Below are 21,458 nucleotides of genomic sequence, written 5' to 3'. Positions count from 1 at the left end.
GCGATTGGGGTGATGTTGTTTAGCGTGTACGGCGTGGGGGTGGTTTGGCGGGCCACTACCGCTAGAGCGCCAGCCGAGCATGGCTCGGCACTACCGCTAGAGCGCCAGCCGAGCATGGCTCGGCACCGCCGCTAGAGCGCCAGCCGAGCATGGCTCGGCACTACAGGTGTCGATTGCTTACTCGCGCCTTTCGGTGACTTAGCGCGGTGTGCGCACCATGCGTTCGAGCAGGTGCTCGACGATGCCGGCCGGGTTGGCGGTTCGACCTACATGAGTAACCGAAGTTTGCACCACCGAGCTGCGCTTGGCTGTCAGGAAGTGAAAGCGTGCGCGCGGCGGCAGCTGTGCAATCGGCCCTGCACCGGGCTCGCCACGACAGATTGCGACAATAGCATCCAGCCACGGCTGCACGCCGGCGAGGTCCAGCAGCGGCGCAAACGCCTGCAGACGCGCGACATCAATTTCGATGGCGGCCTGCAGGTGACCAGCGCTGGGGCAGGAGACGATCACGCCCACGTTGATGAATTCCTCGCGCTCCACCCGCGGTACCACGCGGATGATGGCGTAATCATAGGTATGCAGCGTGGGCACGGATGGCCTCCTGTACGAAGGCTTCGCGCAATTGCAGGCGGCGCTTCAAATAGTTTGCATAGGCCGAACGGTAAGCACTTGCATCGGCAAAACTGGGCTCGGTCTGCAGCCAGCTGTCCGGAATCTGCGAGACGATGCCGTCGATGACTGCGTCGGTCAGCAAGGGAGCCAGCGTCGCGTCGGCTTCGCCAATGCGGCTGGCGAACGGCAGCAATACATGATCCTTGATCAACACGAACGGCTTGCCACAGGCTTCGCCGGCGTTCTCCCAGTCGTGATGGAAGTACAACGCCGCGCCGTGATCAATCAGATAGAGCTTGCGGTGCCACACCATCAGGTTGGGATTGCGCGCGGTGCGATCGACGTTGCTGGTGTAGGCATCAAACCAGACGATGCGCGAGGCCAGTTCGGCATCGGGCTGCATCGCGGCAGGGTCGTAATTGATTGCGCCCGGCAGGTAATCACTGCCCAGATTGGTGCCCTCGCTGGCACGGATCAGGTCCTGTATTTCCGGGTCGGGCTCGGTGCGGGCGAACTCGCGGTCCAGTTCAACCAGGGCGATGTCCGGCATCGGCAGGCCCAGCACCTGCGCAAGCCGGCCAACAACCAGTTCGGCGATCAGGGCTTTGGGGCCTTGGCCGGCACCACGGAACTTGATGACGTACATGCCGTCGTCATCGGCTTCGATCACCGCTGGCAATGAGCCGCCTTCGCGCAACGGTGTGATGTAGCGGGTGGCGTGAACGGTTTTCACGGGAATGTGCTGTCTGGAAGAAGGGCAAGCCTAGCGCAAAGCTGGCGCACCCGGTGGTATGGCTGACGGCAGGCGCTCGCGCGTCCATGCGCTCAGATGCGTGCCACAGCCAAGGGAGCTTCAGCTTTAGCTCAGAGCGTCGCTTGCTGGCTCGCTCGCGTGAGGGCTGCCTATGTCGTCCTGAGATGGGCTGGCAATCACCCGGTTGCGCCCTTCGTGCTTGGCCCGGTACACAGCAAGATCTGCACGCTCCAGCGCGCTCTCCAGATCATCAGCAGCTGCCACCAAGGTGACGCCGAAGCTGGCGGTCATGGTCTGCTTCGCCGGTGAGCAGCGCATCTCGCTGAGACCGATGCGGATACGTTCAGCAATCCGGATGGCGGTGGCTAGATCAGCACAGCGCAACAGCAGCACGAATTCCTCGCCGCCAAAGCGCGCGACCAGATCGCCCGGGCGCGTCATCTGTTGCAGCAGTACACCGACCTGGCGCAGTACGTTGTCACCGGCTGCATGGCCCCAGGTGTCGTTGACCTGTTTGAAATGGTCGACGTCGCAGGCAAGCAGTGCCCAGTGGTTGCTGGGACTGTGTTGCAAGCGCTGGTTGGCGATCTCGAAGAAGGCGCGGCGATTGAGTAGCAGGGTAAGCGGGTCATGGTTGCGCTCGTGGCGCAGTTCGCCCATCAGTTGCTGGGCCAGCCCGCCCAGCAGCAGAAACAGCAGCCACAGATTGAGCAGAAGGTTGAAGGCCAGCATCCACAGCCACAGCCCTGAGCGCGGCAAGCCGCTGCTGGTGAACCAGCCGGCCAGCAACCAGGCCAGCAGGGGCCGCAGAATCGCGTACATCACCAGCAACAGGTAGGTCCGGCGCAGCAGGCGCTCGAACAGCGTGTCCGCTTGCTCGCGGCCAAACAGCGTCGGCAGTGCCAGCGCAAGCAGCAGCCCCATGCCAAGGTTGAGGGAGACGATGCGCGCGCCCAGTACATCACTGAGCTGCGAGAAGCAGAACAGCGCCAACAGCGTGCCGAGGCTGATGGCCAGTGCGGCTCGCGCGGATACCTTACCGCCGGATCTGGCCGCAAAGCCCTGCGCAGTGGCCCAGCTGCCCGCACAGTACAAGGCACCGGTCAGCAGCGACCAGATCGCCAGCTGAGTGTTGTCCATCAGGATCTGCGCGGCCAGCGGGATCGCGGTAAGTATGTAGCCGCCAGCCAACCACAGCAGGTAGCGGTGTTCGCGCAATGAACGCCAGCCGGCCAGCAGCGCCAACCCCAACAGCAGGGAGGTGGCGGGGACCACAAGCGGGAAGTACTGTTCAGCGGTGGCGCTCAAGGGTCAAGCCACGTTCGGCGATTTGGACAGGCGAGGGTGCAAAGTATATGGGTAGGCAGGCGACATACGATGGTCGGAGCAGCAGCTGCGTTGTTTTCCCTCGGCGGTGTGCCGGAGCGGCAGCGCAGGCGCTGCTGAGCCTGCTTGCGGCCTTGGCGCTGGCCTCCTGCAGCACGCTGCCATCGTCCCCGCCGGGGCCATCGGCGGCAGTGGTGCAGGATGAGATCGTGAGGCGCATTCCGGCGACCGTAGGCGATCGCGCTGGCTGGGCAGGCGATATCCGCGAGGCCTTCAACGCGCAGCACATCGAGCCTTCGGTCGAAAACATCTGCGCAACGTTGGCGGTGATCGAACAGGAGTCTGGCTATCGCGCCAATCCCGAGGTGCCCAATCTGCCGCGGATTGCGCGAGGCGAAATAGATCGCCGTGCTGCGGCCATGCATGTGCCGAAACTGCTGGTAGATGCAGGTCTGAAGGTCAAGGGCAGTGATGGCCGCAGCTACGGCGAGCAGTTGGCGCGGGTACGAAGCGAACGTGATTTGAGTGAGTTGTACGAGGAGATCATCGGTCGCGTGCCGATGGGGCAGCGTTTGTTTGCCGGCAAGAATCCCGTGCAGACCGGTGGTGCGATGCAGGTCAGCATTCCATTTGCGCAGGCCAATGCGCAGGACTACCCGTACCCTGTGGTGCGCAGCATCCGCGATGAAGTGTTCACCCGGCGCGGTGGTGTGTACTTCGGCATCGCCCATCTACTCGACTACCAGACGCCGTACACGCAGAAGGTGCATCGTTTCGCCGACTACAACGCGGGCCGCTACGCCAGTCGCAATGCCGCGTTCCAGAGCGCGGTGAGCAGTTTGACCGGCGTGTCGCTGGCGCTGGACGGCGATCTGCTGGTGCCGGATGCGCCCATCGACAAGCCGGGTCAGACCGAGCTGGCAGTGCGCAGGCTTGCGCCGCGACTGGGTATGGATGAGCGTGAGATACGCCGTGCGCTTGCGCAGTCGGATCGCTTGGAGTTCAGTAGCAGCGCGTTGCATTCGCAGGTGTTCGCGCTGGCCGATGCGCGCGCCGGGAAGACCTTGCCGCGCGCATTGATTCCCGGCATCCGCCTGGACAGCCCCAAGATCACCCGCGAACTGACCACCGAGTGGTTCGCCAACCGCGTAGCCGACCGTTACCGCCAATGCCTGCAAAGGTAGTGCCGAGCCATGCTCGGCAGCGGCGTCACCGACAAACCTTTGTGGGAGCGGCGTAAGCCGCGAAGCAGGTGCCAACGGAGTCGCAGGGATAACGGTGATTGGGCAGACCATCAGCTTCGCGGCTTACGCCGGTCCCACAATCCACAACCCCGCAAAGTCGGTTGGCTTGGATCAGGCCTTGACCGGATGCCGCGCCAGCGCGCGGGCGCCGGTGATGATCATGCGGATCATCTGCGACATCTCTTCGATCAACTCAGGGTCGCGCTGCTCGGGCAGATCAATCGCGCTGCCACCCATCGCGAACACCAGCCGGGTAATGGCTTTGGCAGCCAGTGCAGGCTCGTGCAGAGTTGCACCATCGAGTGCGGCCAGCCGCACAAGGTCGGCTTTCAGCTCTTCCTCGAAATACTCCAGCTCGCGGTCCACGGCGTGCTTGAACGCGTCCGAGCCGGCAGTGCCTTCGCGCAACAACACGTGCATGAGGCGGTCGTCGGCGCGCAACTGCTCCATGAAGGTTTCCACCGACAGGCGGATCACCCCACGATTGCTGTCGGCCGCGCGCAACCGCGCCTGGCCGATGATGGTGCGCAGTGAACGACCTGCCAGATCAATCAGTGCAACCGTCAATTCATCCATGTCGCGGAACTGGCGATAGAACGAATTCGGCGCGATGCCAGCCTCGCGCGCAACCTCGCGCAGACTCAGGGTGGATACGCTGCGGTGCGGGCCGATCAGGGATAAAGCGGCAGCCAACAGGTCGTCACGCGAGATGGAAGCCTTGCGCGCCGGGTGCAGGTCGTCTTGTGCGGGCAGGGGCTGTTCGCGTGCTGTCATGGGGCTCGGGCCGGTCAGGTGCGTGAATCATAGCCTGTACTGGGAATATACAACTGTATACACAGTCGTATGCTCGGCCGTATAGTGCGCGACATGAGTGCTGTCTACCGCAATACCTCGCCACCGCCGATCCCCTGGTTGAGTGAAGGCTTCTTTGATTTCTGGTCTTCCCGGGTGCATCCGCTGTGGACGCTGCGGCGGCCACTGGCCCGGCTGGTGGCGCGCCACCAGGCCAGCACCGATGCCGTCACCCTTGAATTGCATACCAATCGCCACTTCCGCGGCGTGCAGGCCGGCCAACACGTCAATCTGGGTGCCGAGCTGGACGGGCGCCTGACCACGCGCAGCTACAGTCCTGCCTTGCTTGAGAATGGCCGCCTTGCGATCACGGTGAAGCGCATTGCCGGTGGCAAGCTGAGCCAGTACCTGTCTGAACAGGCAGCCATCGGCGAGGTGTTTGCGTTGGGGCAGGCCTTCGGCGAGATGTTGTTGCCGGCAACCCCGGCGCCGAAGCTGGTGATGTTGGCTGCAGGCAGCGGCATCACCCCGATGCGCGCCTTGCTGCGCCAGCTGGACGCGCAGGGCATGCCGGGTTCGGTCGATCTGGTTTACTGGGCGCGTCAGCGCGAGCAGCTGTGCTTCGTTGACGAATTCAAAGCCATTGCCGCGCGTCACCCGTCGTTCCGTCTGCACCTGGCGGTGACCGGTGAGGCCGCAGCGCGCGTGGGTAGTTATGACCTCGATGGTCTCGGCGATCTGGGCGCAGCGCATGTGCTGGCATGCGGCCCCGGCGGCTTTGTCGATGCCGCGCGTGCTCGCCTGCAGGCGCAGGTGGCACAGTTCGACAGCGAGGCGTTCAGCGCGCCGCAGCTGGCTGAAGTTGAGCAGGGCAGTGTGCAGATACAGCTGCTCAAAACCGGCCGCACGCTCACCGTGCCGCGTGGCATTGCCTTGTTGCCAGCGCTTGAAGCAGCCGGCATCAAGCCGGCCAGCGGCTGCCGCATGGGTATCTGCAATACCTGTGTCTGCGGGAAAACCTCGGGCATCACTCGCCATACCTTGACCGGCGACTACGCCAGCGAGCCGTCTGTTCCGCTCAAACTGTGCGTCAACAGCGCCAGTACCGATTTGACCCTGGAGCTGTAAGTCATGTCTTCCGTGCACAACCGCGTGCTGTCTCCCGCCGAGCTGCAGACCTTTGGTGATGAACTGGACGGCGTACGCGCAAGGCATCAGGCCCTGCTCGGTGCCAGTGATGCGCGCTACATCCGTCGGATCGTGGCAGCTGTACGTTGGACCGGTGTAGCTGGGCGTGCGCTGTTGTTCCTGGGCGCATTCGTGCACAGCGTGCTGGTGCCGGCATGGATTGCCGGTGTGCTGCTGCTCGCGCTGTCCAAGATTCTGGAAAACATGGAGCTGGCGCACAACGTCATCCATGGCCAGTACGACTGGATGGGCGACCCGCAGCTGCAGGGCAAGACCTACGAATGGGATATCGCTGGCACCTCGGAAAACTGGCGCAAGACGCATAACTTCCGCCACCACACCTATACCAACGTACGCGGGCTGGACGATGACATCGGCTACGGCCTGCTGCGGATCTTCCCGGAGCAGCGCTGGCATCCGTTCTTCCTCGCCCAGCCGTTTGTGGCGGTGGTGTTCGCGCTGCTGTTCGAATGGGGCATCGCCATACAGGATCTGCGCATCGGCCGCGTGCTGGTTGGCAAGATGACCCTCAAGCAGCTGTGGAACCAGGCGCGCCCGGTCGGTCGCAAGGCGATGCTGCAGATCCTGAAGGACTACGTGCTGTTCCCGGCATTGGCTGGCCCGTTCTTCCTGCCGGTGTTGCTGGGTAATGTGGCGGCCAACATCATCCGCAACGTTTGGACATATGTGGTGATTTTCTGCGGTCACTTCACCGCCGATGCCGAAACCTTTCCCAAGGAATGCATCCGCAACGAAGGCCGCGGCCATTGGTATCTGCGCCAGCTGCGTGGCTCATCCAATCTGACCGGTGGCAAGTTGATGAACGTGATGACCGGCAATCTCAGCCATCAGATCGAACACCATTTCTATCCGGATATCCCGGCCAACCGCTATGCGGCGATGGCGGTGGAAGTGAAGGATATCTGCGCGCGCTACGGCCAGCACTACAACACCGGCTCGCTGCCGCGCCAGTTCGGCCAGGTGATGTGGCGGATCCTACGCCATGCCTTCCCGAGCAAGCCGGCGCCGGAACGGCCATTGGTGCGCGAACCACAGGCTGAAGCAAGCTAAGTCAGTTCAGTCTGCTGATGCCTGAAATGCGCGACGCTACCCGTAACGGGTGCGTCGCGCTCTGGTTTTGGCGTGTGCTGCACGCCTCAGTCCGCAGGCCCGCTCTTGGCTGCGAGTCCAGCGCACAGGCTCAGCGATCGGTCTGTTCCGATGTAGCCTCTTCCAGGCCGGGATTCACTCGTTTACCGATGTCCTTCAGCCGAGCCAGCTGGTCAACCATTGTTGGCCCGTCATCCAGACTGGTAACGAAGGTCCAGAGGTAGGTCATCACTGCATAGACATGCCCAGGCGTGACGTCCCTCGTGGTGGCCAATTGCATCATGGTCAGTGCGAACAAGGCCGCAGCGGCGGTCCCAACCACGAGGAAGGCGCTGGCTTCTCGATCAGACAGCCAGATGCGCAAGCGCGAAAGCACCGTGTAGTGGCGAAGAAGGGTCCCGGCATTGACCCGTTCCACCATCCGGATCTCATGCTCCAGCCGGTCATTCAGACGCCCATGCAGCTGTTCGTTGCGTCGGGCGTAGCGGGGAAGTACCGTCATTCCCAGCACCAGCACCGACAGGGCGGCGATGCCGACCCACGGCTCGATCACCAGCAGCATGATCGCCGCACCCACCATCGAGACCAACGCGGTGGTGATGATCGGCACGTGCTTCTCGAAGAAGTCGACGAATTCCCGGGCCAGTACGACCCGTGCGGCGACCGTGGAGGTTGTCTGCATCTGTTGTCTCTGCGCCAGCACTACGCCGACCGCTAGATCCGCGTAGATGCGGGTGAATACGCGGGTGTCCATCGCCCTGCGCGCCGCGCCTATCAGCCAGAACGACAACACCACCCCTGCGTACCAGATCGCCTTGTACACATCGCCTTTGATGATCGAGTCCACGGCGAATCCGGCGAATAGCGGGTAGGCAAGCAGAAGCGCATTTTCCGCGGCAACGAGGGAGAGCGTCAGGCTGATCTGGCCCGGATATGCCTTTGCGAGGGCAATCAGAGTGCTTGCCGCAGTCTGCTGCCCGATCTGGGTGGCGGGTGCTGAGAGCGGCCCTGAAGTTGGAAGGCGTTTCATGTGGAGATGTAGAATTGAGCGGTCGCTCAATTCTACTTGAGCGACCGCTCAAGCGCTTGAGTCGATATGCTTTCCATTCAGTTCTGCCCAATAGGTGTCGTTTGGCCATTCCTTCCCGTCGAGATCAGATCATTGAAGCGGCTTTGCATCTGTTTCGAGCGAATGGCCTGGCCAATGTCTCAACACGCGATATATCCGCCCACGCGGGCATTTCCCGCAGTCACATCTATCACTACTTCGCCGACTGGAATGAGCTCCGCCGCGAAGCATTCGCCCGCTTCGCTAACGAGCAGCTTGAGCAGGTAAAGGTAGCGGTCCAACCCCTGGCACCGGACGAAGCACTCGCTTTCTTTCTGAGCGACTGTTTGCCGGCAACCGACGATGACTCCTGGGTGTTGTGGCTCGATGCCTGGGATGAGGCCATGCATGACGCCAAACTGTCGGCGACCTATCTGGCGGTGAACCAGCAGTGGCAGGACCTTTTGGCCGGAATCGTGCAGCGCGGCGTGGATGCTGGTACCTACCGGTGCGCGTCGCCAACGCGTGCGGCCCGGCAGCTGTTCGCCCTGGCAATGGGCTATGCCAACGACCTGATGCTGCTGCGCTCGGACGATGAGCGCTCAGCGATGGAAAGTGAGCTGGCCGAGGTGGCCCGGTTGCTGCTCGGCACTGCAACGCCACGTGATTGATTGAGGCCCTCGGCTCAGTCCCTCACGGGCTTTGCCGATGATTGGATCAGCCTTGCCGCAGGCTGCGTGCGCAGGCCAAACAGCGGCCGCAGCGGTGCGCAGCGCCGGATCAGTTCATAGGCGCCAAGACAAGTAGCAAACGTGGCCACGATAAGGATGACGGCTTCGACGCCAGGATTCAGCTGCTGCGGCTTGAGGTTGTATGCCAGCACCACAATCACCGTCTGATGCAGGATGTACAGCGGGAATACCGCGAGGGTGAGATAGCGCAGGGCCGGGCTGTCGGCCTCGCGCCAACGGTAGGCAAAGCCCAGCAAGGCGGCGATCGCGCACCATTGGTCCACCGCCCAGACAACCCGAAGGGCGAGCCGCAATTCCAGCGGTGGCGGTTGCGCGTCGTTGTAGCCGGAGAAATACCAGGCGTGGATGAGCACGGCGTAGCTGATTCCAGCGGCAGCCAGTGATAGCCAGCGCAGGCGCTGCAGCGATTCCCAGAAGCGGGTGTTGAACGCGGCAAGGAAGCCGATCAGGAAGATGCTGGCGTACTGGGCATGGTTGTACCAGTCATCGGTCAGCGCGTGGGTCTGCTCGAAGCGGCTTACCAGCAGCAGACGCGCTGCTGCCAGGATGACTACCGGGACAAGCAGGGCGCCCCAGCCGTTCAAGGCTACTTCGGTCCATTGGCGCAAACGCGACAATGCGGATGCTGGCAGCAATCGCCACAACAGCCAGGCCAGGACCGTGTAGCTCCACAGATAGGGCAGGAACCAGAGATGGTTCCAGGTAGGAACCCGCAGGCAACCGTCGCTGTCGCAGAAGCCACGGTAGTCGCTGAGGTATTTTCCGTAGAACGCCCAATAGGACTCGTTGTATCCGCCGGGTAGCTGCTCGACCACCTGGTAATAGGCCTGCGGCGGCACGATCACCGCCATTCCGAACAGCAGCGGCAGCAACAGTTGCCAGGAACGCCGGCGCAGCAAGCCGGCAGGGCGGCGCTGAAACATGAAGGCGGTGGCGACGCCGGAGATCAGGAACAGCAGCGACATCCGCCATGGCGAAGTCAGCAGCATGAAAGGCTCCGGTGCGATGCTCGCTGCCGGGCTTTTGACGTGCCAGTCCCAGCTCACGTAGTACATGCCGACGTGGTAGATCACCAACAGGCCAAAGGCGATCACCCGCAGCCAATCCAGATCGTGGCGCCTATGCATTGCGTGTCCAGCGGATGGAGAAGGCCGTCATTACAGCCTGGGATGCGCATCCCTTAGGGCCGGAAGGGCCGACCTGCGGGCATCAAGGGACGAGTGGTGGCGATCCGGGGATGGCCAGCGACGGCTGCGACCGTCGCGCCGTCTAGAATGCGCGGATGAACCAAGCCGCATCGCCGACCCTGTTGAATCGTTCCATCCCCTGGCGGCAAAGCATGGAGCTGCTGTTCTGGCTGCTGCTGGTGTTGATCAACTGCAGCGGCAATGCGATCACCACCTGGATGGATGCCAACCGCTCCGGTGCGCCTTCCATGGAATGGTGGGAACCCTGGGTCTGGGAGTTCTCCAGTGGATTGGTTTGGCTGCTGTTGCTGGTACCGGCCATCGTCTGGTTCAGCAGGCGCTGGCCGCTGCATCTGGACAACTGGCGCCGACGCCTGCCTTGGTACCTGCTGGCCAGTGTGCCGATCTCGCTGCTGCACGTGCTGGCCATGTTCGGGATCAGGATGCTCACCTATGCCGTGGTGGGGGAGCGCTATCAGGTCGGCTCCTGGCTGGACGAGCTGCTATACGAATACCTCAAGGACGTGCGCACCTACGCCGCCATCCTGTTCTGCATCGACGGTTACCGCTTTCTGCTTCGACGTTTGCAAGGCGAGGCACAGTTGCTGGCCGAGCCAGATGAAGGGCCGCCGCTGGAGCCCATCGATCATCCGGAGCGGCTGCTGGTGCGCAAGCTGGGCCGTGACTTCCTGATCGCAACGGCCGATATCGAATGGGCGCAGGCCGCGGGCAACTACGTCAATCTGCACCTTCGCGGCCACGACTACCCGCTGCGGATCACCATGGCTGCGCTGGAACAGAAGCTGGATGCCGCGTGTTTCGTTCGTGTCCATCGCAGTTGGCTGATCAACCTGGCCCATCTGGTGTCGATCGAACCGCTGGAAGGCGGCGAGGCCCTGCTGCACATGGCCGATGGCAAAGAGGTCGCCTGCAGTAGGCGCTACCTGCCGGCGCTGAAGTCGAAGTTGAGCAGTGACAAGGACGAGCCTGCCTCGGCCTGAGCCCGGAAGGGGGCAGAGTTGGGCCGAAGGGAAAACACGGCACAATGCGAACAACAGGTGCCCGTCGAGCAAACAAGATGCAGAAGTCGGTTCTTGCAGGATCATTGGCAGCATTGGCTTCATTCGCTACGTGGGTTGCACACGGGCAGGAAAAGCAGCCATTGCTGGACGCAACGCAGGCGATGATGGAAGGCAACATCGCACTGGAAGCAAAATTTGGCCGGAGTGACTCGGCGATTGACGGACCGCATTTCGATCGCTCAGCCAACGAATGGCGGATGGTGGTCGAGCGTGGTGCACCCAGCGCGCTGCAGGCCGCACGTGACAAACGGCAAGGATTGGCCGAGGCAGCACTGAATCCACCGCCCGATCTGCAGGGCGTAATGAAAGCGGTCTTACGCCATCAAATGGCCTCTGGCGGTTATCTGGCGAGCAATCGCATGCCGGTATATGTGAGCATCAGTTCGCCCAAGGGTGACAGTGCGATCGACCTGTCACCGGAATCAATCCGCGATCTCGGGGAAATCGGGGTCCAGCTTATGCCCGGTTCGGCATGGCAGCCACCACCTGAGGGCACGCGCGTGGGGACAACGATGAGCATGGGCTTGGGCGCTCCCATCCGACGTGCGGATGGGGATTACGACCTTGGGTTCGGATTCTTTTGTGGTGGAGCATGTGGGTCCCAACATGAGGCTGTGCTGCGGCACGACGCATCAGGTTGGCGAGTGCTTTCCTCGGAGATGGGTGTGATTTTCTGAGGTTTATCAGCTGCCGTAGGCTTCGGGTGTCCGAGGTTGATCGCGACCGCAGGGCTGATCGCATACTGAGGACCTCAAGGACACATCTGGCGATCGTGCCAGCTATCGACGGAGTTACGAGATTTCCATCGGTTGGCTGGTTCTCACCGTTGCATCGATAGAAAATACACATGGATGAAGCGCATGCGCAAGGCTTTGATTTGGTCGATTGCCATGCTTTCGGTGGTGCTCGGTGCATGCGCCCCGGGCGCGCCGCGGGCGGCAGAGGCACCGAAGAACGCCCCTTGGCCGAGCACGGTTGATGAAGCTGTCGTTCGACTTCTTGGCAAGCTGCCCGCTGACGACATCGATTGGATGCGGCGAAACCCAAAGGACAGTGTCACCAATCAGCTCTACATGGGATACGGCACAGGCGTGCGCAACGAGTTTGGCTTGTGGGGCGGCAATGATGCACTCCGCAGGTCCTGCGGAACTGAAGATCCAGAAGGATGTTCGATCGTCATCCTCGAGGCTATGTGGGACCGAGTGCAGGCGCAAACAGATTCTGCTTTGCGGTCCTCCCTGCAATGCCAATTTGCAACGGTGCACAACATCCAGATCGATACGACGGGCTGGTATCTGCTCACTGTCGGCGAGATGCTTGAAGCCATGCAAGCGCAGATCGACCGCCAAGTGGCTGGCGCGACTGCGCCAGGCTGCCCTACAGAGTTGCGCATCGTGCCCGTGGGCGACTTGAACCGCCAATGCTTCGTTCGGGCCGAGTTCGAGAGCGAGGCGTCGCTCGATGCTGCGCTGATGTGGCTCGGCTTCCGAAATGAACTTACCCCGCGCCATGCGCCTCCCAACCTAGAGTTAAAGTTCAACAAAGCATGCGTATGGCCCGAACGCCCGAGCCACTTCGCGCCCACTTCGGAAGAGTCCACTTCCTGACACAGGTAGCGAAAAGCGTGCCAGTGTCGAGGTCTGGCCAATTGAAATGATTTATCCGCCAACCCCGTTGTGGCAGTTGGGGCGTTTGATCTTCCAACCTTTGGATGGAGTGCTGCGATGAGCATGGTTAGCTGGCGGCGTTGTTGGATGATTTGCCTGGTGTTGGGCGTGGCGGTGACGCCAGTTGCCGCGCAGCAGGGCAGGGGGCTGATCCAGCCTCCGGTACTGATTGCCATCTCCAAGGACGAGCAGCCAATCCAGCTGCAACGGGCGATCATCGATGGCGAAGTGCAGGCCGGTGTAGCGCAGACCAGGATCGAGTTGGTACTCCACAACCCCAATCGGCGGGTGATGGAGGGTGAGCTGCAGTTCCCATTGGCTGGAAATCAACAGATCAGTGGCTTCGCCCTGGATATCGACGGGCAGCTGCGCGATGCGGTTCCGGTGCCGAAGGAGCGTGGCCGACAGGTGTTCGAGGCTATCGTCCGGCAGGGTCAGGACCCGGCGTTGCTGGAGCAGACCGCCGGCAACCAGTTCCGTCTCCGGGTATACCCCTTGCCTGCTGGCGGTAGCCGGCGCGTGCAGTTGACCATCCGCGAAGCGATGCCGTTGTCCAGTGAGGGCTGGCAGTGGCGTTTGCCGCTGCAGTTCGCAGCGGCGGCAGGCGAGGTCAGTCTGCGCCTGCGTGCTAGCGGCGCGGACAAGCTAGGGCAGGCACCGTTCCGCTTGATGGCCGGCGCGCTGGATTGGCAGGGCAGCGGTCGGCAGTTGCCGGCGCAGCTGCAATGGCAGCTGCCAGCCAAACCGCAGTCTGTGCTGCAGTCCGCGCACTACGAGGGGCAACACTATCTGCTTGCACAGCTGCCGGTAGCGGCGCCGGTTGCGCGCAGTTTGCCTTCAAAGATCGGCCTGCTGTGGGATGCATCGGGCTCGGCGGGTACACGTAACCGGGCGCGCGAGTTTGCGCTGCTCGATCGTTATTTCGCGGCGATGGGGGAGGGCAGTGTTGTATTGACGGTGCTGCGCGACAAGCCGGAAGCGGAGCGTCGTTTCAGTATCCGCAAGGGTGACTGGAGCGCGTTGCGTCGCGTGTTGGAGCAGACGCCGAACGACGGCGCCAGCGCCTTGGCGTCGTGGACGCCAAAGGCAGAACTCGGTGAGTACCTGCTGATCAGTGATGGCCTGTCCAACTGGGGCGCATCGACGCTACCGGCGTTGGCGGCGGATCAACGTCTGTTTGCAATCAATAGTGCTGCGGCCGGTGCCGATACCGCACGCCTGCGTGGCTGGAGCGAGACGAACGGCGGCAGCCTGGTGCAGATCGAGTCTGACGACGTGAGCGCGGCGGCAAGTCGCTTGCTGGCCACGCCGACTACGGTGGAACTTGCACCGGCTCCCGGTCTACACGATGTGGTGATCGATCGCCGCAGTCTGGAGCAGGGCTGGTTGTGGCTGTATGCACGCGCCGATGTTGCACCGGCCGAGCTGCGGTTGCGGATCAATGGTGGCCCGTGGCAGGCGTTGAGCGTCGCGCCCGGCAACACAGATGGCGCGTTGATGGCCGGGTTGTGGGCGCAGGCACGCTTGCAGCAGCTGGCGGCCGACCCGCGCGGCAACCGCGAGGCGATGCAGTTGCTGTCACAGCAGTTCGGCATGGTCAGCGAGGGCAGCTCCTTGCTGGTGCTGGATACGATAGATGACTACCTGCGCTACGCGATCCGGCCGCCGGCAGCGCTGCGGGCCGAATACGACCGCCGTTTTGCCCGTCAGGTTGTCGACCGTGAGGCCGCGCGCAGGACCCATCTTGATGGAGTGGCCGAGGAATGGCAGCAGCGCCAAGCGTGGTGGGAAAAGCGCTGGCCGAAGGATGCGCCGTTGAAAGTGGCGCAGGCAGCAGAGCTGGCAAGGCAGCGTTCGAACGGCGCACCTGCAACGTTAATGGCGATGGCGCCAGCTCCGCCAGCACCAGCACCTGTAGCGGCGGCAGTTGCAGCCGAGTCTTCTGCGTTGGACCAGGTAGTAGTCACTGGTAATAGACGTGACGCTACAGGCGAGGTGGCAGCAACTGGCGCAGCAGATGAGGCTGCGGCCAACTCCGGCGCTGTGCAGATCAAGCTCGCGGCATGGGAGCCGAATTCACCGTTCGCGCAACGCCTGCGCAAGGCACCTGCCGGTGAGTTGTATGCGTGGTACCTGGATGAGCGCGAAGCCAATGCCAACAGCAGTGCGTTCTTCCTGGATGTGGCCGATATGTTGTTCGCTGCCGGGCAGCGTGAGTTGGCATTGCGGGTGCTGTCCAATCTGGCCGAGATGGAGCTGGATAACCGGCATCTGCTGCGGGTGTTGGGTTATCGGCTGATGCAGGCCGGCGAGCCGAGTCTGGCGGTGCCGGTGTTCGAGCAGGTGCTGGCAATGGCCGATGATGAGCCGCAGAGTTTCCGCGATCTGGGCTTGGCGCTGGAGGCGGCGGGGCGAGCGCAGCAGGCAGTCGATCCGCTGTACCAAGTTGTGCAGCGCCAATGGGATAGGCGCTTCGACGGCGTTGCGCTGATCGCGCTGGATGAGTTGACCAATCTGATCGCACGCGGTGGCACGGTGCTGGATGCAAGGCAGGTTGATCCACGCCTGCGCAAGGGGATGCCGCTGGATCTGCGCGTTGTGTTGGCCTGGGATGCCGACAACAGCGATATGGATCTGTGGGTGACCGATCCCAATGGCGAGCGTGCGTACTACGGCAACCGCTTGACCTATCAAGGCGGGCAGATGTCGCAGGATTTCACTGGTGGCTACGGGCCTGAGCAGTTCTCGTTGCGCGATGCCAAGCCTGGTATCTACAAGGTGGAGGCCAATTACTTTGGCAGTCGTCAGCAGTTGGTGACTGGTGCGGCTACTTTGATGCTGCGCTTGAGTACCCATTGGGGTACGCCAAAGCAGAAGGATCAGGCGGTGACCATGCGCTTGCAGGACGCCACCGACACCGTGCTGGTAGGTGAGTTCGAAGTGCGCTGAGCCGGTTGCTGTAGCAATCTGCTATTCGTATATGGGGGCGGTGTAAGCCGCGAAGCAAACAAGGCATCAGCACGAGAATCTGGCAGCGCTAGCTTCGCGGCTCACGCCGCTCCCACAAAAAAGAAAACCCCGATGTCAGAGAGCTGGCATCGGGGTTTTGCTAACGCTTGCTCGCTTACTTGCGACGTGCCAGCAGGCGGTAGCTGCCGGTGGCGTTCGGATCGAAGCTGTGGGCGAACACGATGTAGCGGCCGGCTTCCAGGTCGATTTCCAGGTTCGGATCCAGACTGGAGTCGCTGTCGTCCTGCTGGGCGACCTCTTCACCATTGCGCATCACGGTGATCATGCCATCCAGGCTCGATGAGCCGGCTGTCATGCTGATCACGTACTTGCCCTTGCGCGGAATCTCCAGGGTGTACATGTCACGGTTGCCGGCACGCAGCTGGCCCTGGACTTCGCGGCCGATCTTGAGCTCGGGGCGGATCGGGCCATCGGGCGCGGCTGCAGTGCCGGTAGCCAGCTGGAATACGCCGCCACGGCTGTTCACCGAGCGCACCGACACGTTGTACTCGCCTGCGTCCAGCACCTGGCTGATGCGCGAATTGACACCGCCGCCGCCATCATCGTCGCTGAGGGAAATGTCGCCGCCCTGCAGGGTGAGCATGGTGTCCAGATCCTTGCCGCTGGCATCGAGCTGCACACGGCGACGCTCCGGCAGGTTCAATACAAAGCTGCGAGTGTCGTCAGCACCGATGAAGCCGCTGACGGTGCCTTCCAGCGGCAGGCTGGTGCCATCATTGAAGACCAGGCCTTCCGGGAAATCAGCCTGTTCCACGCCCAGGTAGAACGCGCCGGAGGCTTCGCCCAGACCGCCAGCGGTCAGCGTGTAGCGGCCTGGCTGCAACGGTGCGACCAGGCGTGAGTTCAGATTGCTGCCGCCGTCATCGTCTTCCAGGTTGAGGCCGTTGCCGCTCAGTTCCAGGCGGGCGTCGAACTCGGTCGATTCCAGGTCGATGGTGTACAGGCCCGGCTTGTCGACCTGCAGAACGAAGGTCTTGTCGCCGTTGCGCAGCCAGTCGGTAACCCGGCGGCCAGCGGTCAGCGGCTTGCCGTCATAGGCGACGATGGGTTCGGCCGAGAGCTGGAACGGGCCGAAGGCGCGTGCATCGGCGCCGCTGACGGCGACCAGGTACTGGCCGGCCTTGTCGGCGCGCATGCTCAGGCTGGCACTGCCTTCGCGACCTGCTTCGGTGCGGGACACAAGTACATCACGGTTGAACACGGCCAGCGCACCATTGAGTGCGCCTTCCAGCTTCAGCGTTACCGCCTGGCCGGCGCCCATCTGCAACGAGAACAGCTGGCTGCGGGTGCCGTCGCTGTAGTTGACCGGGCTGGAAGAGGTGATTTCGCCGGAGACATCGCCATTGATGGCGAGCGGGCGGGCCGGGCCGGCGGCATACGCGGGGGCGTGAACGGCGGCGGCAATGGCAAGGGACAGCAGTCCGGCTGCAAGTCGCTTCACTTGAACTCCTTTAGGTGGGAAGCAGGGGGTAGGTAAAGAACGGCCACGCCACCTGCGGGGGCAGGTGGTGTGGCCGTGGGCCCAACACGCCAGCTGGCGCGATGGGCGGTGTGGCTTATTGGATGACGGCGGCGGCTGCGTCGGCAGCGGCGCTGGCAGCCTCTTCGGCAGCATCCTTGCGGTTGCTGTTGGCTGGGGCTGCGACATCGCCGCCACCGAGGTCGGTGGTTTCCAGCTCGAACACGCCTTGCTGGCTGCCCAGGCTGGTGACCGCAACGATGTAGCGGCCTGCACGCAGGTTCAGGGTCAGCTGGGCGTTGGTGCCGTTGCCGCCATCGTCGTTCTCTTCGTCAACGCCGGGGCCGGTGATGTGCAGCACCGAGTCGAAGCCGTCGGCGATTGCATCGAACTGGATGTGCTTGGGTGCATCCAGATTGAGCACGAAGGTGCGGCGGCCACGCGAATCCATCATCGACTGAGCGGTCTGACCTACGGTCAGCGCAGTGCCGTCACGGGTAACCAGGCCGTTGTCGGTCGGGGTCAGCTTGACGTTGAGCTTGAACGAGCCGGTATTGCCATTCACCGAGGAGGCGGCGACGGTGTACTCGCCCGGCTCCAGGTAGGTGCGGATGCGGGCGTTGAGATTGCCGCCGTTGTCGTCATCTTCCAGCTCGACGTTGCGGCCGTTCAGGCGCAGGTAGGAGTCGAATGCGCTGGACTCCAGGGTGATGGCGTACAGGCCGGCCTTGTCTACCTTGAGCTTGTACTCCTGCTTGTCGCCCATCAGCCAGTCGGTGATCTCGCTTTCGGCGCCCAGCGGCTTGCCGTCGTAGGGAACGACCTTGGCGGACTTGAGCTTGAACGGGCCAAACGCGTCAGCGCTGGCGCTGTTGACTGCAACCAGGTAGGTGCCGTCCTTGGGCGCGCGGAAGGCCAGGTTGACCGAGCTGGAGGAGTCGCCTTCGCTCATGCCCGAGGAGGACGCATTGGCAATCATGTTCTGGCCGTCGAACACCGCCAGCTGACCGCTGAGCGAGCCACCAAGCTCCAGCGAGACGGCTTCGCCGCTCTTCATGGTGACCTTGTAGCCCTGGTGACGGCTGCCGTCGTTGTAGTTCAGGGTGCTGGACGAGGTGATTTCACCAGAGACCGTCTCGCCGACGGTCAGGTTCGAAGCCTTGTCACCGCCGGTGGGGGCAAGGCCGCCCAGCTTCTGGCAGGCAGCAAGTGCCAAGGTCAAGGTAATGGCTGCAAACAGGCGAGCGTGTCTGGTGTTCAAGCTTAGGTCCTTCATGGTCAGAAATGTCTCCTTTTCCCGTCTTTGCGGGTCAGGGGGCGATTCTAACGTTAAGTTGTGTCTATTCAGCGAGAAGGTCTTCACGGCCCAAAGGCCCAATTCAGGAGTCGGCTGGATGCTAGAATTGTCAGCTTGTCTGCCTTACTAGACCGACCATGATCGAACTCAATCCCATCCGCCAGCGAATCACCGATCTGACTGATCGCGTGCTATCGCTCAGGGGGTATCTTTGACTACGACGTCAAGAAAGAACGTCTCGAAGAAGTAACCCGCGAACTCGAAAACCCGGACATCTGGAACAACCCGGAGTACGCCCAGACCTTGGGCCGTGAGCGCTCGATGCTGGACAAGACCGTCACCGGTATTGCCAACGTACTGGACGGCCTGTCCGAAGCCACCGAACTGCTTGAGCTTGCCGAAAGCGAGCAGGACGAAGACACCGCGCTGGCCGTCGTGGCTGACCTGGACAAGTTCCAGGCGCACATCGAGAAGCTCGAGTTCCAGCGCATGTTCTCCGGCGAGATGGACAGCTGCAATGCGTTCGTCGACATCCAGGCCGGTGCCGGTGGTACCGAAGCCCAGGACTGGGCGGAAATCATGCTGCGCATGTACCTGCGCTGGTGTGAATCGCGCGGCTGGAAGACCGAGCTGATGGAAGTGTCCGGCGGCGACGTCGCTGGCATCAAATCGGCCACCTTCCGCGTCGAGGGCGAGTTCGCCTACGGCTGGCTGAAGACCGAGATCGGCGTGCACCGCTTGGTGCGCAAGTCGCCGTTCGACTCGGACAACCGCCGCCACACCAGCTTCACCTCGGTATTCGTGTCGCCGGAAGTCGATGACAACATTGAAATCGACATCAACCCGGCCGACCTGCGCACCGACGTGTACCGTTCCTCCGGTGCCGGTGGTCAGCACGTCAACAAGACCGAGTCGGCGGTGCGTATCACCCACATCCCGACCAATACCGTGGTGGCCTGCCAGATTGGCCGCAGCCAGCACCAGAACCGCGACACCGCGATGAAGATGTTGGCCGCCAAGCTGTATGAGCTGGAAGTGCAGAAGCGCAATACCGAGCGTGACGCGCTGGAAGCGACCAAGTCCGACATCGGCTGGGGCAGCCAGATCCGCAACTACGTGCTCGACCAGAGTCGTATCAAGGACCTGCGCACCGGCGTTGAACGTACCGACACGCAGAAGGTGCTGGACGGTGACCTCGACGAGTTCATCGAGGCCAGCCTCAAGTCCGGCCTGCAGGCCGGCGCCAAGCGCATCGACGCTTGATCTGGAATGGCCCTGCACGGGCCATTCCCTTGTTGTACGGTGCGGTTTCACCAGACGGTGGCCGCGCCTGGTTATCCCCCCAAAATAGAAAATAAAGCCATGACCGAACAGACCCCTGAAACGCAGCAGCTCCCCGTCGACGAGAACAGCCTCATCGCCGAGCGCCGCGCGAAACTCACGGCGCTGCGCGGGCAGGGCATCGCCTACCCGAACGACTTCCGTCGCGAAGACTTCGCCGGCAAGCTGCAGGCTGAATACGACGATGCCGAGACCTGGACCAGTGAAGCGCTGGAAGCCACCGGCCGCACGGTGAAGATGGCTGGCCGTTTGATGGCCAAGCGCATCATGGGCAAGGCCAGCTTCGCGCAGATCCAGGACGAGAGCGGCCGCATCCAACTGTTCCTGCAGGCCACCGCGCTGGGCGACATCTATGCTGCGTTCAAGGGCTGGGACGTGGGCGACATCATCGCTGTTGAAGGCGGCCTGACCCGCACCAAGACCGGCGAACTGTCGATCAAGGCGACCAGCATCCGCCTGCTGACCAAGTCACTGCGCCCGCTGCCGGACAAGTGGCATGGCCTGGCCGACGTCGAGCAGCGCTACCGCCAGCGTTACGTCGACCTGATCGTCACCCCGGAATCGCGCGACGTCTTCATCAAGCGCTCCAAGATCATCCGCGCCATGCGCGCATGGCTGGACAACCGCGACTTCCTCGAAGTCGAAACGCCGATGATGCATTACATCCCCGGCGGCGCCACGGCCAAGCCGTTCACCACCCACCACAACGCGCTGGATATGCAGCTGTACCTGCGCGTGGCACCGGAGTTGTACCTGAAGCGTCTGGTGGTTGGCGGCCTTGAGCGCGTCTACGAGATCAACCGCAACTTCCGCAACGAAGGCGTCAGCACCCGTCACAACCCGGAATTCACCATGATGGAGCTGTACGAGGCCTATGCCACGTACAACGAAGTGATGGACCTGACCGAGGGTGTGATCCGCGATGTCGCGCAGAGCGTGCTCGGCACCACCGTGGTGGAATGGGATGGCGTGCAGATCGACCTGGCCCCGGCGTTCCGTCGCTGGCGCATGGACGAAGCCGTGCGTCACCACAACCCGGAAATCACTGCTGCCGACTGCACCGATCGTGACGCGCTGCTGCGTCATTGCGAACGCCTGAAGATCCGCGTCAAGCCGAGCTACGGCTGGGGCAAGCTGCTGCTGGAAATCTTCGAAGCCACGGTCGAGCACACCTTGATCCAGCCGACCTTCATCACCGATCACCCGGTCGAAGTGTCGCCGCTGGCCCGCGCCAGCGACAACGATGCTGGTTACACCGACCGCTTCGAACTGTTCGTCAACGGCAAGGAGCTGGCCAATGGCTTCTCCGAGTTGAACGACCCGGAAGACCAGGCCGCACGTTTCCAGGCCCAGGTGGAAGCCAAGGACGGTGGCGATGACGAGGCCATGCATTACGACGCCGACTACATCCGTGCGCTGGAATACGGCATGGCACCGACCGGCGGTCTGGGCATTGGTATCGACCGTCTGGTGATGATGCTGACCGGCCGCGCCTCGATCCGCGACGTACTGCTGTTCCCGTACATGCGCCCGGAAGCCTGATCCAGGGCGACCTAGCTGCAGCCGCAA

The 21,458-nt window shown here is 62.6% G+C and carries 18 protein-coding genes; 10 read left to right on the top strand and 8 right to left on the bottom strand.

What is annotated here, in order from left to right; genetic code table 11:
• Positions 1 to 198 precede the first annotated feature (198 nt).
• The 3 genes from ACVOLR_RS13505 to ACVOLR_RS13495 all read right to left on the bottom strand — a co-directional run bounded on the left by ACVOLR_RS13505 (position 199) and on the right by ACVOLR_RS13495 (position 2,674).
• Entirely contained in the window at positions 199 to 591 is a 393-nt protein-coding gene (locus ACVOLR_RS13505; protein WP_481536882.1) for a DUF3037 domain-containing protein, read from the bottom strand.
• Complete coding sequence (locus ACVOLR_RS13500; protein ID WP_481536881.1) at positions 569 to 1,345, bottom strand: HipA family kinase; 777 nt, start codon at positions 1,343 to 1,345, stop codon at positions 569 to 571. Before ACVOLR_RS13500 ends, ACVOLR_RS13505 begins: the two co-directional genes overlap by 23 nt.
• Positions 1,346 to 1,471: 126 nt before the next feature.
• On the bottom strand, positions 1,472 to 2,674 hold the full coding sequence (locus ACVOLR_RS13495) for a GGDEF domain-containing protein (protein WP_481536880.1): 1,203 nt from the start codon (positions 2,672 to 2,674) through the stop codon (positions 1,472 to 1,474).
• Between the two features lie 131 nt (positions 2,675 to 2,805).
• On the opposite strand from ACVOLR_RS13495, the gene ACVOLR_RS13490 reads away from it, so the two are divergent.
• On the top strand, positions 2,806 to 3,876 hold the full coding sequence (locus ACVOLR_RS13490) for a DUF1615 domain-containing protein (protein WP_481536884.1): 1,071 nt from the start codon (positions 2,806 to 2,808) through the stop codon (positions 3,874 to 3,876).
• A gap of 171 nt (positions 3,877 to 4,047) precedes the next feature.
• Here the strand turns inward: ACVOLR_RS13490 and fabR are convergent, their stop codons facing one another.
• Positions 4,048 to 4,710, bottom strand: coding sequence for an HTH-type transcriptional repressor FabR (gene fabR, locus ACVOLR_RS13485; protein ID WP_481513984.1), 663 nt, complete (start codon positions 4,708 to 4,710; stop codon positions 4,048 to 4,050).
• A gap of 93 nt (positions 4,711 to 4,803) precedes the next feature.
• Here fabR and ACVOLR_RS13480 point away from each other — a divergent pair, with 93 nt between their 5' ends.
• Positions 4,804 to 5,856, top strand: a complete 1,053-nt coding sequence (locus ACVOLR_RS13480; RefSeq protein WP_481536879.1) for a ferredoxin reductase — start codon at positions 4,804 to 4,806, stop codon at positions 5,854 to 5,856.
• A gap of 3 nt (positions 5,857 to 5,859) precedes the next feature.
• Complete coding sequence (locus tag ACVOLR_RS13475) at positions 5,860 to 6,987, top strand: fatty acid desaturase family protein (protein ID WP_481536878.1); 1,128 nt, start codon at positions 5,860 to 5,862, stop codon at positions 6,985 to 6,987.
• Positions 6,988 to 7,117: 130 nt separating this feature from the next.
• Here ACVOLR_RS13475 and ACVOLR_RS13470 read toward each other — a convergent pair whose 3' ends face one another.
• Entirely contained in the window at positions 7,118 to 8,056 is a 939-nt protein-coding gene (locus ACVOLR_RS13470) for an ABC transporter six-transmembrane domain-containing protein (protein WP_481536877.1), read from the bottom strand.
• Between the two features lie 14 nt (positions 8,057 to 8,070).
• Between ACVOLR_RS13470 and ACVOLR_RS13465 the strand changes: the two genes are divergently transcribed.
• Entirely contained in the window at positions 8,071 to 8,745 is a 675-nt protein-coding gene (locus ACVOLR_RS13465) for a TetR/AcrR family transcriptional regulator (protein WP_481536876.1), read from the top strand.
• Between the two features lie 14 nt (positions 8,746 to 8,759).
• Here the strand turns inward: ACVOLR_RS13465 and ACVOLR_RS13460 are convergent, their stop codons facing one another.
• Positions 8,760 to 9,953 (bottom strand): acyltransferase family protein, encoded by a 1,194-nt coding sequence (locus ACVOLR_RS13460; RefSeq protein WP_481536875.1) that lies wholly within the window; start codon positions 9,951 to 9,953, stop codon positions 8,760 to 8,762.
• A gap of 155 nt (positions 9,954 to 10,108) precedes the next feature.
• On the opposite strand from ACVOLR_RS13460, the gene ACVOLR_RS13455 reads away from it, so the two are divergent.
• The 4 genes from ACVOLR_RS13455 to ACVOLR_RS13440 all read left to right on the top strand — a co-directional run bounded on the left by ACVOLR_RS13455 (position 10,109) and on the right by ACVOLR_RS13440 (position 15,711).
• Positions 10,109 to 11,014, top strand: coding sequence for a LytTR family DNA-binding domain-containing protein (locus ACVOLR_RS13455; protein ID WP_481536874.1), 906 nt, complete (start codon positions 10,109 to 10,111; stop codon positions 11,012 to 11,014).
• Between the two features lie 77 nt (positions 11,015 to 11,091).
• Positions 11,092 to 11,772 carry a hypothetical protein gene (locus ACVOLR_RS13450; protein WP_481536873.1) on the top strand — a complete coding sequence of 227 codons (681 nt, stop codon included), beginning with the start codon at positions 11,092 to 11,094 and terminating at the stop codon, positions 11,770 to 11,772.
• A gap of 183 nt (positions 11,773 to 11,955) precedes the next feature.
• Positions 11,956 to 12,702 (top strand): DUF6794 domain-containing protein, encoded by a 747-nt coding sequence (locus ACVOLR_RS13445; RefSeq protein WP_481536872.1) that lies wholly within the window; start codon positions 11,956 to 11,958, stop codon positions 12,700 to 12,702.
• A 123-nt stretch (positions 12,703 to 12,825) separates the two neighbouring features.
• Positions 12,826 to 15,711, top strand: coding sequence for a VIT domain-containing protein (locus ACVOLR_RS13440; protein ID WP_481536883.1), 2,886 nt, complete (start codon positions 12,826 to 12,828; stop codon positions 15,709 to 15,711).
• Between the two features lie 175 nt (positions 15,712 to 15,886).
• Here the strand turns inward: ACVOLR_RS13440 and ACVOLR_RS13435 are convergent, their stop codons facing one another.
• Positions 15,887 to 17,233, bottom strand: coding sequence for an ABC transporter substrate-binding protein (locus ACVOLR_RS13435; protein WP_481536871.1), 1,347 nt, complete (start codon positions 17,231 to 17,233; stop codon positions 15,887 to 15,889).
• Positions 17,234 to 17,348: 115 nt separating this feature from the next.
• A complete protein-coding gene (locus ACVOLR_RS13430; RefSeq protein WP_481536870.1) occupies positions 17,349 to 18,512 on the bottom strand; it encodes a PPC domain-containing protein in 1,164 nt (387 codons plus the stop codon).
• 173 nt (positions 18,513 to 18,685) lie between these two features.
• On the opposite strand from ACVOLR_RS13430, the gene prfB reads away from it, so the two are divergent.
• Both prfB and lysS read left to right on the top strand, forming a co-directional pair.
• Positions 18,686 to 19,811, top strand: a protein-coding gene (gene prfB / locus ACVOLR_RS13425; RefSeq protein ID WP_481536869.1) for a peptide chain release factor 2 whose coding sequence is annotated in 2 segments (ribosomal slippage) — positions 18,686 to 18,760 and positions 18,762 to 19,811 — 1,125 coding nt in all. Because the reading frame shifts where the segments join, the coding sequence is not laid out codon by codon here.
• 99 nt (positions 19,812 to 19,910) lie between these two features.
• Positions 19,911 to 21,431: a lysine--tRNA ligase gene (lysS, locus tag ACVOLR_RS13420; RefSeq protein WP_481536868.1), complete on the top strand. Its 1,521-nt coding sequence runs from the start codon at positions 19,911 to 19,913 to the stop codon at positions 21,429 to 21,431.
• Positions 21,432 to 21,458: the final 27 nt, after the last annotated feature.

The sequence above is a fragment of the Stenotrophomonas sp. STEN030 genome, from assembly GCF_056759995.1.
Note: the sequence above shows the minus strand (reverse complement) of the source record. Positions and strands in the feature narration are given on the sequence as shown.

Coding starts and splice junctions, on each gene's coding strand:
- lysS (WP_481536868.1), top strand. CDS start 19,911: ATGACCGAACAGACCCCTGAAACGCAGCAGCTCCCCGTCGACGAGAAC.
- ACVOLR_RS13450 (WP_481536873.1), top strand. CDS start 11,092: ATGCAGAAGTCGGTTCTTGCAGGATCATTGGCAGCATTGGCTTCATTC.
- ACVOLR_RS13455 (WP_481536874.1), top strand. CDS start 10,109: ATGAACCAAGCCGCATCGCCGACCCTGTTGAATCGTTCCATCCCCTGG.
- ACVOLR_RS13480 (WP_481536879.1), top strand. CDS start 4,804: ATGAGTGCTGTCTACCGCAATACCTCGCCACCGCCGATCCCCTGGTTG.
- ACVOLR_RS13460 (WP_481536875.1), bottom strand. CDS start 9,953: ATGCATAGGCGCCACGATCTGGATTGGCTGCGGGTGATCGCCTTTGGC.
- ACVOLR_RS13470 (WP_481536877.1), bottom strand. CDS start 8,056: ATGAAACGCCTTCCAACTTCAGGGCCGCTCTCAGCACCCGCCACCCAG.
- ACVOLR_RS13475 (WP_481536878.1), top strand. CDS start 5,860: ATGTCTTCCGTGCACAACCGCGTGCTGTCTCCCGCCGAGCTGCAGACC.
- ACVOLR_RS13440 (WP_481536883.1), top strand. CDS start 12,826: ATGGTTAGCTGGCGGCGTTGTTGGATGATTTGCCTGGTGTTGGGCGTG.
- fabR (WP_481513984.1), bottom strand. CDS start 4,710: ATGACAGCACGCGAACAGCCCCTGCCCGCACAAGACGACCTGCACCCG.
- ACVOLR_RS13445 (WP_481536872.1), top strand. CDS start 11,956: ATGCGCAAGGCTTTGATTTGGTCGATTGCCATGCTTTCGGTGGTGCTC.